The sequence below is a fragment of the Candidatus Bathyarchaeota archaeon genome (genome assembly GCA_026014725.1).
Classification (GTDB): domain Archaea; phylum Thermoproteota; class Bathyarchaeia; order Bathyarchaeales; family Bathycorpusculaceae; genus Bathycorpusculum.
The window spans coordinates 91,947-104,679 of record JAOZHV010000008.1 but is presented as its reverse complement, the minus strand read 5'-3'; the positions used below and the strand labels follow the sequence as shown (position 1 = coordinate 104,679).

Here is a 12,733-nt window from a genome sequence, read left to right as displayed (position 1 = left end):
ATCAAAACATGAACTCCTCTTTTAAGTAAAGAAAAGTTGGCGGTTGAAAACCGCAAGGGCAGTTTTGACTATTCTGTCATGTAAGTAATGTCGTCCCACGGATGTCGGTAGAGTCCTTGCTTTAGCCGCTTCTGGTCTAGATAGTGCCCTGTCATGCCGATGGTTCTGCCAAGCACGAACAAGCCGTTTAGTGCGCCCATCTGAATGTATTCGTCGGCTTCGTTCTTTGGCATTTCGTTCCTTAGCATGTCAACAAAGCAGATTCCGATACAACCGTCAACGTTGAGGATAAGGTTGTCTTTCTTGGCTGTCGTTATCTTCTCTACCTCGAGAGCGTAATCAAGAAGCGGGGTAGCTTTGAAATGCTTTTTCGCGTACTCCTTCATGATGCTGACACGCATGTCAGGGTTGTTTACGCTCTTTATCAGGTGCCCGATGCCCTGAATGTTAACGCCTTTCTGCTTCATCTCATCAACAAACTGCTGTGGAGTTAAACCCCTATCATAGGCATCAGAGAACATCTGCGCTGCACCATCAATGGCACCACCGAACCTTGGGCCAATCGTCAGCATGCCGCTAACGATGGAGGAAATCAAGTCCTTGCCCGCTCTGGCTGTGACAATTGTGTTGTGGGCGCCTGATACTGCAGGGCCATGGTCAGCCGTCACCATTATGGTCATTTCGATGAATTTAGTTGCGTATGCTGGAAGCAACCGTTTAAACCATAGAATGCTCAGCACCCCGCCGATGCCTATGTCCTGCCTGAATACCTCTGAGATAGGCATTTTGCCGTAGAGGAGTTCTTCGCCTCGGTCGTCTGAGATTGTGCAGATAAAGTTGGATGGTTTTCGGATGATTCCTGCTTTTAGAGCTTTAGCGTAGTCCATTGGGATTTTTGGCACAGGTGGCTCAGGCTTTGGCTTGATGATTCCCTTTTTGACCAAGTTCTCGTAGGTTTCTTTTATTTTCAAGTCATAATCATCATACGAGTTAGGGACTACGGCGCCAGCCTCGCGTAGAGCAACGTTTTTTGCATCAGCCGTTTCCTCTTCAGAACCAGCTTTGGCGCCAGCGTGACCGAACTGAACTTCAGTCTTGAAAGCTTTAGTGCAGGTGCCAGTAACCCAAATCACCAACGGCTTAGTTATCTTCTTATCCTTGAGTGCACGCACGATGTCATATTCGTCGCTTCCACCCACCTCACCCAAGCACACAAGCATCTTAATTTCTGGAATGCTTTCGAATCTGAGAAGGTGATCTAACAGGGTGGAGCCTGGGTACATGTCGCCGCCGATGGCTATGCCCTCATACAAGCCGTCCGTGTTCCTAGCGATTATGTTGTAGGCTTCATTGCTTAAGCCTCCTGATTTTGAAACAAACCCAACAGAGCCTGGCCTGTGAAGTTTTGATTCGATGATGTTTTCTATTGTGCCGCCTGCGTTTCCAATCTTGAAACAGCCAGCTTTTATGCCGCCGACAGTTGCTGGGCCTATAATGACTTTGCCTAAAGCTTTAGCTTTGGCGGTGAGCAGTTTCATGCGCCGCTCAGGTACACCTTCAGCGATTATAACGATTGTTTTTATCTGTGGTATGGCTAAGGCTTCTTCTGTGGATGGTGCCGCTGACCTAAACGATGCAAAGTTAATCATCACGTCAGCGTTTGGATGCAGTTTGGCTGCTTTCTCAAGCGACTTGTAGATAGGTATTAGGATTTCGCGTGTGCCAAAGAAGAGCTTTGCATAACTGTCAGCACCTGTTGGGTTGATTATGGCAGCCACAGACGGCGTTTCTCGGCCACAAGCATAATCAAAGTCAAGCATTCTTTGGGTGGCGTTGATTTGGTTGTTGTAGATAAATGCCTGCGTATTCCTATGAAAGAGCTCAATTGGAGGCTTGGTAGCTTCTGCCATGCTATGCTCCTCCCTTGAGAGCTATAGAAACAATCTTAGTCATGTGTGTTTCAGGACCATAAACTTCAATTGGAACACCTATGCTTTCTCCAAGTTGCCTCATCTGCGCCAGTCCTTCTTGATAGTTGGGGCCGCCTCTGCGAACGTAGATTTTCACCTTGTTTTCTTGAAGTTGTTTTTGATACTCTTTTAGCGCCCTGATTATACCCTTGAACGTGTTGGCAACGTCGGTGAAGTTTGCTATGCCGCCGCCTATAAGTAAAAACTTGCCTTTTGGATTTTTCTTTCGGGTCATGAGGTCAAGGATTGTTTTGGCGTAGAGGTAAGTGAACTCTTCATTGGGGTCACCTGAATATTCCCCGTAATTTGCAAGTTCATTCATGTAGCCAAGGTCGGTTATGGTGTCAGCATAAATGACCGAGGCGCCGCCGCCTGCCACCATTGTCCAAACTCTTCCTTCAGGGTTAAGCACGGTTAACTTTAGAGACGCACCAGTCTTAGAGTCTAACTCTTCGATGTAAGCTTCTTCCTTTGTGAGTGTTCTGCCAAACGGTGCTGGAAACTCTATTTTGCCCCACTTTGCACCGCTCTCAAATTCTGCGCAACTGTCAAGTTTTGCCGCAAGGTCTAATGGAATAACAGTAGCCTCTGTTACGACAACTGGGTTTATCTCCAAGTAGGTGAAGTTCAAATCGGCATAGAACTTGAATAGCGCTTCGATGAAGCCTGAAACAAGTTTTTTGCGGTTGGCTGGAACTTTTCCCAAAAGCTTCGTCTCGATTTCTTCTTGGTTTGGGAGTGTGCCGATTGGAACAGCCAAGCGTGATGCTTTAGCGTCTACGTCGCCTACGTTGATTCCGCCTTGATGGTAGAAGAGGATTTCGTCGCCGTCTCTTGTGGAGACTATGGCAATGTAGCATTCATCAGACTCTTTGTGAGGTACCATAGGCTCAATAATAAAGTGGGTTAGTTGCCCGACTGTGCCCTTGTCGGCGGGTTTTCCGTCAGTATCAAACTTGCCGTATATGGTTATCGGTGCTTTAGATTTTTCTTGTATCCATGCTTTGGCTTGGTCGTAGTTTGCGCCGAGCAAAATGAGGTTGTTCTTTCCCCTGCGCTTTATCAACTGGTCGGGTTTAACCACTAACTTCTCAGTGGTTAGCCATTTGTGTTCGGTGGGCAACTTTGTCAGGTCAGTGTCTGGCCCAACGCTGACAATCTTGTCTTGGATAGTGTATTTTCCATTCGAGTATTCTTTGAATAAGCGGGCAAGCATGCGTTTGCCGTCTGCTTCTCTGATTGCCTTATGCGCCATTAATGTTTCCTCACTAAAGTTTGCTGTGTAGCCGCTTTGCTACGGCGTCTATGAATTCCTCAGTATAGACCAACCTATTATTTGGGGCTGGTGTAGCAACCTGCATTAAATCGCCAGTCATGATGCCGCTTTCAACGGTTTCAAGAGCCGCTGCTTCCAACTTTTCAGCAAATGCCACTACTTCGGGTGTTTTGTCGAGTTCGCCGCGTTTTTTAAGACAGCCAGTCCAAGCGAAGATTAGCGCCATGGGGTTGGTTGAAGTTTTTTCGCCCTTGAGATGTTTGTAGTAGTGCTTTTGCACGGTACCGTGGGAAGCTTCAAATTCGTAGAGGCCCTGTGGACTGACAAGCACGGAAGTCATCATCGCTAAGCTGCCGTAGGCTGAGCCTAACATGTCACTCATAACGTCGCCGTCATAGTTCTTGCATGCCCAAAGCAAACCGCCTTCAGTCTTCATTATTCTAGCAACTGCATCATCAATCAAAGTAAAGAAATACTCAAGCCCAGCTTCCTTGAATTTCGTTTTCCAGTTTGCTTCGAATTCCTGCTCAAAAATCTTCTTGAATTGGGCATCGTATGTTTTTGATATTGTGTCTTTTGCTCCAAACCACAGGTGGATTTTTTGGTCATAAGCATAAGTGAAGCATGCCTTAGCAAAACTAAGTATGGATTTGTCAGTGTTGTGGATGCCCTGAATAATGCCTGGGCCTTTGAACTCTTGGATGGTCCCGCGCCAAAGTTCTTGACCGCCACTGTTGGTAAACACTAATTCTGCTTTGCCAGCTTCTGGAATACGGTACTCACAGTTCTTGTAGACATCACCATAAGCGTGCCTTCCGATATGGATGGGCTTTTTCCATGACCTCACTGCGGGTAGAATATTCTTAACCAGTATCGGCGCCCTGAAAACTGTGCCGTCAAGTGCAGCGCGGATGGTTCCGTTGGGGCTACTCCACTCTTTCTTCAGGTTGTATTCTTTTACGCGGTCCTTGTTAGGCGTGATTGTTGCGCATTTTACACCTACACCGTACTTCTTTATAGCCTCAGCAGCTTCCAGAGTTATTTTGTCGTCTGTCTCATCTCTCTTTTTGAGTGCAAGGTCATAGTATGCTAGGTCCATGTCCAAGTAGGGCAAAAGAAGCTTTTCTTTTACCATCTTCCACATTACCCTAGTCATTTCGTCGCCGTCTATCTCTACAATTGTATTCTTAACTTTAATTTTGCTCAATCAGTCCCTTCTCCATATCACTTAACCGTGTACGAGAGCAAACCGCCCTCATAAAGAATGTCTTTTTGCCTCTGCGAAAGGTTGTAACCGAGTTCTATCTTTAGGTTCTTGGTCTTGTTGACCAATATCACTGGCTCGTTGTTCTGCAACTTCTTTTTGATGTCAGGAATTTCGATTTCGTCACCTTGGTCTATTTTGTCGTAGTCAGCCATGTTCTTGAAAGACAGTGAAATTATGCCAAAGTTCACAAGGTTCGCCGCGTGAATCCTCTCAACTGATTTTGCAATTATTGCTTTGACACCGAGATACATTGGGCACAACGCTGCATGCTCTCTGGAACTTCCTTGACCATACGACTCACCGGCAACTATCACGGTGTGTAGTCCTTTCTTTTTGGTTTCCATCGCACGTTTGGGGAACGCTGGGTCGATGGGTTCAAAGACATATTCCGAGTATTTGGGCACGTTGGACCTGTACTTGAGCCTGGCGCCTGCGGGCATGATGTGGTCTGTTGTGATTTTGTCTCCGACTTTTATTCCGACATTGCCCACTATGCTCTCAGGCATTTTATCGTTAACTGGCGGCGTGCCAATGTTGGGGCCACGGAAAATCTCAACGTTTTTGTCAGCGTCCTTTGGGAAAATGAACATGGAGTCATCGATGAGGAAACTCGTTGGCATATCAACTTTGGGATACTCTATGCCAGTTGTTCTTGGGTCAGTTAATTTCCCTGTGATTGCGGACACGGCTGCAACTTCTGGGCTCACAAGGTAAACCTGCGCATCCGCGGTTCCGCTTCTGCCCTCAAAATTTCTGTTACTAGTCCTAAGAGAAACGCCTGTTGATCTGGGACTTTGGCTGTTGCCGATGCAGAATCCGCATGCTGCCTCCAGCAGTCTCACACCAGAATTAAGCAAATCAAGGAGATAACCGTCTTTTGCCGTCATCTGCAACACTTGTCTTGAGCCTGGCGCAACGCCAAAGGACACGTCAGGATGAACTTTTTTGCCCTTCATTATTTTGGCAACTGTGGCAATTTCTTTGTAGGAGGAATTGGTGCAGGAGCCAATCATAACTTGGTCTACTTTCAAATCCTTCATGTCGCTGACTTTAACTATGTTGCCTGGACTGTGCGGCGCCGCAGCAAGAGGTTCTATTTGGCTAAGGTCAAGCTCAACGACCTTGTCATATTCGGCGTCGTCGTCTGCCTTTAATTCAACCCAGTCTACTTCTCTACCTTGTGCTTTGAGGAATTTTCTTGTCTCCTCATCGGAGGGGAATATTGAGGTGGTTACACCCATTTCAGCGCCCATGTTGGTGATTGTGGCTCTCTCTGGCACCGTCAGAGTCTTTACTCCTGGTCCAGCATACTCCATGATAACCCCGACGTTGCCTTTTACCGAGAACACCTCTAACATCTTTAAGACAACGTCTTTGGCGGTGACCCAAGGCTGAAGCTTGCCTGTGAGGTTTATCTTGTAGACTTTTGGGCAAGTAATGTAGAATTCACCGCCACCCATGGCAACTGCGACATCAAGCCCACCTGCTCCAATCGCTATCATGCCGATGCCGCCGCCTGTTGTTGTGTGGCTGTCTGAGCCGAGAAGAGTTTTTCCAGGCTTGCCGAACCGTTCAAGGTGAACTTGGTGGCATATGCCGTTTCCTGCTTTTGAGTAAATGATGCCGTACTTTGCGGCTACTGTTTGGAGATATTTGTGGTCGTCAGCGTTCTCGTAACCAACTTGAATGGTATTGTGGTCAACATAGCTGACTGAGAGTTCAGTTTTTACCTGTTTTAACCCCATTGCCTCAAACTGCAGGTACGCCATGGTTCCTGTAGCGTCTTGAGTTAGGGTTTGGTCAATTTTTATTCCAATTTCAGTGCCGGGTACGTATTTACCTACTACGAGGTGCTCTTCAAGTATTTTTCGTGTAAGGGACTTTCCCATAAATAACTCGTCCTATGGAAAACTTTCTCTTGCTTTAGAACATATAAATGTTGTCAATTTGCAAGAGAGCCTTGAGATTTCCATAGTTAACTAAACAAATTAGACTTTTTTTAATACTTTAATACTTAAAAAGTAGTAATAATTTCGATTTTTTGGACAATAAGCGCAGGGCGTTTTTCTTGACTGATTTATGTAAGTTTTAAATTTAAGCTCTGATACTTAAGGACAACAGGAGATAGGAACGTCAACCAGCAATCATTCTGATGACTTCAGGCTTTTTGGAATAACCCTAGTAGGTTCAATTCCGTGGGGGACCCATCTTTGCCAGTTCTATGAGACAAAACAAGACCTAATCGATATTTTAGTTCCCTATTTTGCTGAAGGCCTAAAAAGTAACGAATTTTGCATGTGGATTACCTCGCCGCCTCTAGAAGTAGAAGAAGCAAAACTTGCCCTCCAAAAGGCGATTCCTAACCTCGATGAATACATTAAGCAGGGACAAATCGAGATTATATCTTATGACAATTGGTACCTGCTTGACGGCAAATTTGATACAAACATGATTTTGGAAGGATGGGTGAGAAAAGAAAAAGCCGCTTTAGCGCACGGCTTTGAAGGGCTCCGTTTAACAGGAAACACATTTTGGGTTGAACGGGAGCTTTGGAATAGTTTTGTCGATTATGAAGAAGCAATAAATAAGGTAATTGGACAGCACCGTATGCTTGCATTGTGCACTTACTGCCTAAAGAACTGCGTCGGTACAGACGTGTTAGATGTTGTTCGTAATCACGTGGGCACTTTAATCAAGCAAGGTGAAAAATGGAGTCTAATTGAAGATAGTGTTAGGCGCAAAAAAGCAGATGCTGAAATCGCAAAGTTAGCTTCTTTCCCAGCGATGAATCCAAATCCAATTATCGAAGTGGACACTAATGGCAACCTAAAGTATGCTAACGCCTCAGCCCTCACAACTTTTCCTAACATCCAAAAGCACCCTTTGCAACATCCCTTTTTCTCTGGTTGGGAAGAAATTCTCAAATCAGTCAAGGCCGAAAAAAAAGGAGCGTTCAGCAGAGAACACAAAATAGGTGACCGCTGGTACCATCAGCAGTTCTATCTTGTTCCACACAGCCAGTCTATTCGCAGCTACACAATACAGATTGACCAAGTTAAACAGGCAGAAAAAATGCTCCGTGAAAGTGAGGAACGGTGGGCTACAACAGTGTCAAGCATCGGTGACGCAGTCATCGCCACTGATGTGAAGGGAAACATCACATTCTTGAATAGTGTCGCCGAAAAAATAACTGGGTGGGAGTTACAAGACGCACAGCAGAAGCCGCTCAAACAAGTTTTCGGTATAATAAACGCGTTTACACGCGAAGAAATTGAAAGCCCTGTTGATAGAGTGATCAGGGAAGGTTTAGTTGTTGGCTTAGCTAACCACACCATCCTTGTTCGGAAAGATGGAACCGAAGTCCCAATAGATGACAGTGGAGCACCTATCAAAGACAAAAAGGGCAACATAACAGGCGTAGTTCTGGTATTCCGAGATATCACTGAACGTAAAAAAGCTGAGGAAGCACTCCAAAGAGCCAAGGTTGATTGGGAACGAACCTTCAACAGTGTCCCAGACTTAATCGCTATTCTAGACGACAAACATAAGATTGTGCGTGCTAACAAAGCATTGGCAAAGGCATTAGGTACAACGCCAGAAAAATGCATAGGCTTGCCCTGCTACAAATGTATGCATGGAACAGATAAGCCACCTATTTTCTGTCCACACTCAGAATCCTTGTCGGATGAACAGGAACACACGGTGGAAGTTCATGAGGATAGGCTTGGTGGCGATTTCATAGTAAGCACTACCCCTCTAAAAGATGAACATGGACGCATGATTGGTTCAGTGCATGTTGCTCGAGATATAACAGAACGTAAAAAATCTGAAGATTCCCTCAAAAAAAGTGAAGAAAGATACCGTTCCTACATCGAAGTAACTGGAGAGTTAGGTTGGACCACAAATGCTCAGGGAGAGGTGGTTGAGGATATTCCAGCGTTTAGAAAATTCACGGGGCAATCTTTTGAAGAAGTAAAAGGGTGGGGCTGGTCAAAAGCTCTTCATCCTGAAGATTTTGAAAAAACCATCAGGATTTGGAAAAACGCAGTAGCAACAAAAAGTCAATATGACGTTGAATATAGACTCAGGAGAAGTGACGGCGTTTATCGCCATTTCCTAGCGCGCGGAGTTCCAGTATTTACGGAAGATGGAAGCGTTAGAGAATGGGTAGGCACCTGTATTGATATTACTAGTCGTAAAGAAATGGAGAATGAACTTCTTGATACTCTAAAAGCTTCGCAAGATAGGCAGTCTGAGGTTTCAGCACTTCTTGAGGCATCCAAAGCAGTTTTGGTTCGTCACGAATTCAGCGATGCAGCGAGAGCAATATTTGATTCCTGTAAAGGTCTACTTGGAGCAAAGGCAGGGTATGTAGCACTCATGAGCAATGATGAAAAAGAAAACAATGTTCTGTTTTTAGATTCTGGAGGGCTGGTGTGTTTAGTTGATCCTTCGCTTGAAATGCCTATCCGCGGGTTAAGAGCTAAAGCTTACGACACAGGCAAGACGGTATACGATAACGAGTTTCCCAACAGTAAATGGGCAAAGTTATTGCCAAAAGGACACGTGCAATTAAAGAATGTCTTGTTTGCCCCTTTGACAATCGACAATAAAACTGTGGGAATTATAGGCTTAGCCAACAAAGAAGGCTCTTTCACTGAACACGATGCTCAGATGGCGACGGCTTTCGGCGAAATAGCGTCTATTGCCTTAATAAATAGCAGGATACTGGAAAAGCTAGAGGCAAATGAGAAACTGTTGAAATCCCACTCAGAGCATCTAGAAAAAATGGTTGAAGAGAAAACCAAACAGTTGAGAGATTCAGAGAGGCTTGCTGCTATCGGCGCAACAGCAGGCATGGTTGGGCATGATATCCGTAACCCTTTGCAGGCTATCACTTGCGACTTGTACTTGGCTAGAACCGAGTTGGATTCATGCCCAGACAGCACATGTAAGGCCTCAATGAAAGAAAGTTTATTGGGAATTGAGAAAAACATTGAATACATAAACAAGATTGTTGCAGACTTGCAAGATTTTGCCAAACCACTAAAACCCAACGTTTCACAAACTAACCTTGAACAAATAATCAATGAAGTCTTATATAACCACAGTATCCCAGAGAACATTCAAGTGCAAAGCAACGTCCAAAAAGACGCTCATATCATAATGTCAGATGCATCATATGTTAAACGTATCCTAAGCAACTTGGTGAACAACGCTCTTCAAGCCATGCCCTCAGGCGGGAGGTTAAGTGTTGAAGCTTACACTGAAAGAAGCGATGTTATAGTAACGGTTGCAGATACAGGAGTGGGTATACCTGAAGATATTAAAGAAAAATTATTCACACCACTCTTCACCACCAAGTCAAAAGGTCAAGGCTTCGGTTTAGCAGTGGTAAAACGCATGGCTGAAGCATTAGGCGGCACAGTAACGTTTGAGAGCCAAGCAGGGAAAGGAACAAAGTTCATTGTTCGCTTACCGAAAAGAAAAAGCAATTTACAATCCGCTGCATAAACACATTACCGAAATAACCAATGCTCTACGCTGGCGGTTAGCCCATGAACGTTGGATGTTCGCCTTCTTCCGAGATATGATGCATCACATGAATAGCTAAACCAGTAGCAGCACCTGCGGAGAGCCCTAAGAGTAAATTAGTTAGCCATGCATACTGTCCAAATAGACCTATAACGACGAGTGCGTCAAAACCCAACGCGACTGCTAAGTAGCCTATACACCATGTTTTCACGCTCATTCCTCTTGGTTTGTTAATGCCTATTCCACCCAAGATTCCTAGCATAATCAGAAAGCCGACTAAGGCGTAAATCCAATCGTAACTCAAACTAATCACCTTTCAAGCTGGCTATGTTCCCATTTGGGCTTAATTAGTTTATCTAATTAACAAGCCTATAGCCTAAGCACGTTGAATACCGCTACCTTTTTTTACCCTCAGCAAAGAGTCTTTAAGTCTTAAAGGTGTGTGGATACATTAACAAACTTTGACCCCAGACATTGCCACAAATGGGCACAACTTCTTTCCGAACGCCAACAAAAGTTACAGCAAGCTCAAACAGCAATAGCTGAACAAAATTTTGATTTAGCCAAAAGATTATTTTCCGAAATCTTTTCTGGCGCTTATGGTCGTAAACAAGTTGACCCCGGCATGGCTGGTTCACTGCTGTATCATATGGCTATGGCTACAAAGATGGAGTCAGAAACGCGCGTTTTGCTTGAGGAATTGAATGTTGAGTTGCCCAATGTCTCTTTAGGTCTTAGCAAGCTTTATGGTGAATTCTACGCAGATGCTCAAGAACTTACAAAAGGCATAATGAACCTGAACCTCGACTATAACACGATAGTTGCAACCAAACGGTTGAATTCCAAAGAAAAAATCACCCTTTTCAGCAAACTAAAGCAAGAGAACGCCAAAGTTGAAGTCCTCTTGGTTAATAAAGATCCAAAGGCGGCTGAGGCATTGGAGAAGGTGTTTGGGGAGTGGACACGCCAAGTTGTTCTTATGCGGCTTATTCAAGAGTTTGAAACGATTAAAGGGTTACTTGTATTAAATGAACTTGTAAAAAGCACGGGTTTTGAGAAAGTAGAAGCTACGATGATGCAGGTTCAGGAAAAGTTTGGGCAGGAAACCGTAAACATCGCTCTTGACGTAACCCTCAAGGTTGGTATGAGACGTGAAAAACTGCAGTCGGTCATGTTAAGCGACCACTTTATCAACATGAACATGGACATCGAAAAACTCGATGGAAAAATGGAGTTCTTAAACTGCCCCATATACGGTGGACATAAGCTTGCCCAAGAAAAATACGGCATTGACCCCAAAGTTTCAGCGCTTTTTTGTAAGCATTTCTGTTTTGCCCACGCCAAAGCCATGCTCGACACCGTTTTGCCGTTTCCTTTTACGTTGTGGCAGCCTAAACTCATGGCAAACGAGGGAATTTGCGAGTATTACCTCAAATTAGCCTATTCACCCCAAGCTCAGAAAGCCGAACGGTTTGCCCCACTCATAATGTCTTGGAACGTTACCCGCGAATGCAACATGAAATGTAGCCACTGCTACATCAACGCAACTGAGAAAAAACTTGACGATGAATTAACCACTAAAGAAGCCAAAGCACTCATGGATCAGATTTACCAAGTCAGCAGACCGCTGCTTGTTCTCAGCGGCGGCGAGCCGATGTTGCGCTCCGATGTTTTTGAGCTTATCCAGTACGGTGCGTCTAAGGGTTTGAAGATTGGGTTAGGAAGCAACGGAAGCCTAATTGACGATGTTGCGGCAAGAAAGCTCAAGGCAGCGGGCATAACAACTGTTTCGATAAGTTTGGATTCTCACATTCCAGAGCAACATGATGAATTCAGAGGGGTAGCAGGTGCGTGGGAGAAAGCCGTCAATGCATGTAAAGCCCTAAGAAATAACAATGTGCTCGTTCAAGTCAATACTACGTTGACCCAACAAAACTATAATCAAATCGACGATATCATGTCCTTAGCTGAAAGTATAGGCGTAGAGAACTTCCACCTGTTCTTTTTAGTTCCAACGGGGCGAGGCTCAAAAATCGCGGATATTTCTCCCCAAAAATACGAGGACATGATTACCAAAACCTTCGCAAAAGTCCACAAACACAGATTAAACGTTCGCCCCTCATGTGCACCACAATTCATGCGTATCGCTCAAGGCATGGGCTTGGACATGAGGCAGTGGATTCGCGGTTGCATCGCAGGATTACATTACTGTCGTATCTATCCAAACGGTGACGTAACACCATGTCCCTACTTGCCCATCAAACTTGGGAACGTCAAAGAAACAAGTTTCAAAGACATATGGTTCAACTCAAAGGTATTCAAGGACTTACGAAACCCTGACTGTCTAAAGGGAAAGTGTGGAGCCTGTGAATTCCGTACAGTATGCGGCGGTTGCCGAGCACGCGCTTATGGTCTTTCAAGTGATTTCATTGATTACTGCGGTGACCTCCATGAACCTGCAGATGTGAAGAGTGATTACTTGGCTGAAGACCCGTGGTGCGTCTACCAACCGAAGAACCAAAAAGAAAAAGGCAGATAGAAGCTAAACTGCCTTTTGTGCCACCATTAGCTTGATACAGAAACTATTTAAGACATTGACCTCTTTCAAAACTTTAACAAGGATAGTTAAGCGGCTTTGGCGTCCGTAAAACACAGGGTCTAGTTTGACTGTGGACCGCCAACCAA

General features: G+C 44.9%; 7 protein-coding genes. 2 read left to right on the top strand and 5 right to left on the bottom strand.

Annotated features, from left to right (window positions below; all coding sequences use genetic code 11):
- Positions 1-68: 68 nt before the first annotated feature.
- Genes NWE95_01250 through NWE95_01235 form a run of 4 tightly spaced genes read right to left on the bottom strand, consistent with a single transcriptional unit; the run spans position 69 to position 6,402 of the window.
- Positions 69-1,910 carry an ATP citrate synthase gene (locus NWE95_01250; GenBank protein MCW4002529.1) on the bottom strand — a complete coding sequence of 614 codons (1,842 nt, stop codon included), beginning with the start codon at positions 1,908-1,910 and terminating at the stop codon, positions 69-71.
- A gap of 1 nt (position 1,911) precedes the next feature.
- A complete protein-coding gene (locus tag NWE95_01245) occupies positions 1,912-3,225 on the bottom strand; it encodes an ATPase (GenBank protein MCW4002528.1) in 1,314 nt (437 codons plus the stop codon).
- A 13-nt stretch (positions 3,226-3,238) separates the two neighbouring features.
- Complete coding sequence (locus NWE95_01240; GenBank protein ID MCW4002527.1) at positions 3,239-4,453, bottom strand: NADP-dependent isocitrate dehydrogenase; 1,215 nt, start codon at positions 4,451-4,453, stop codon at positions 3,239-3,241.
- Between the two features lie 17 nt (positions 4,454-4,470).
- On the bottom strand, positions 4,471-6,402 hold the full coding sequence (locus NWE95_01235; protein ID MCW4002526.1) for an aconitate hydratase: 1,932 nt from the start codon (positions 6,400-6,402) through the stop codon (positions 4,471-4,473).
- Positions 6,403-6,703: 301 nt separating this feature from the next.
- Here NWE95_01235 and NWE95_01230 point away from each other — a divergent pair, with 301 nt between their 5' ends.
- Positions 6,704-10,027 (top strand): PAS domain S-box protein, encoded by a 3,324-nt coding sequence (locus NWE95_01230; GenBank protein ID MCW4002525.1) that lies wholly within the window; start codon positions 6,704-6,706, stop codon positions 10,025-10,027.
- 37 nt (positions 10,028-10,064) lie between these two features.
- On the opposite strand, the gene NWE95_01225 is transcribed toward NWE95_01230, so the two are convergent.
- The gene (locus tag NWE95_01225; protein MCW4002524.1) at positions 10,065-10,352 is read right to left on the bottom strand and encodes a hypothetical protein; all 288 of its coding nucleotides are present in this window, start codon (positions 10,350-10,352) and stop codon (positions 10,065-10,067) included.
- Positions 10,353-10,490: 138 nt separating this feature from the next.
- Here NWE95_01225 and NWE95_01220 point away from each other — a divergent pair, with 138 nt between their 5' ends.
- Positions 10,491-12,587 (top strand): radical SAM protein, encoded by a 2,097-nt coding sequence (locus NWE95_01220; protein MCW4002523.1) that lies wholly within the window; start codon positions 10,491-10,493, stop codon positions 12,585-12,587.
- The last annotated feature ends 146 nt before the right edge of the window (positions 12,588-12,733 follow it).

Coding starts and splice junctions, on each gene's coding strand:
- NWE95_01250 (MCW4002529.1), bottom strand. CDS start 1,910: ATGGCAGAAGCTACCAAGCCTCCAATTGAGCTCTTTCATAGGAATACG.
- NWE95_01245 (MCW4002528.1), bottom strand. CDS start 3,225: ATGGCGCATAAGGCAATCAGAGAAGCAGACGGCAAACGCATGCTTGCC.
- NWE95_01235 (MCW4002526.1), bottom strand. CDS start 6,402: ATGGGAAAGTCCCTTACACGAAAAATACTTGAAGAGCACCTCGTAGTA.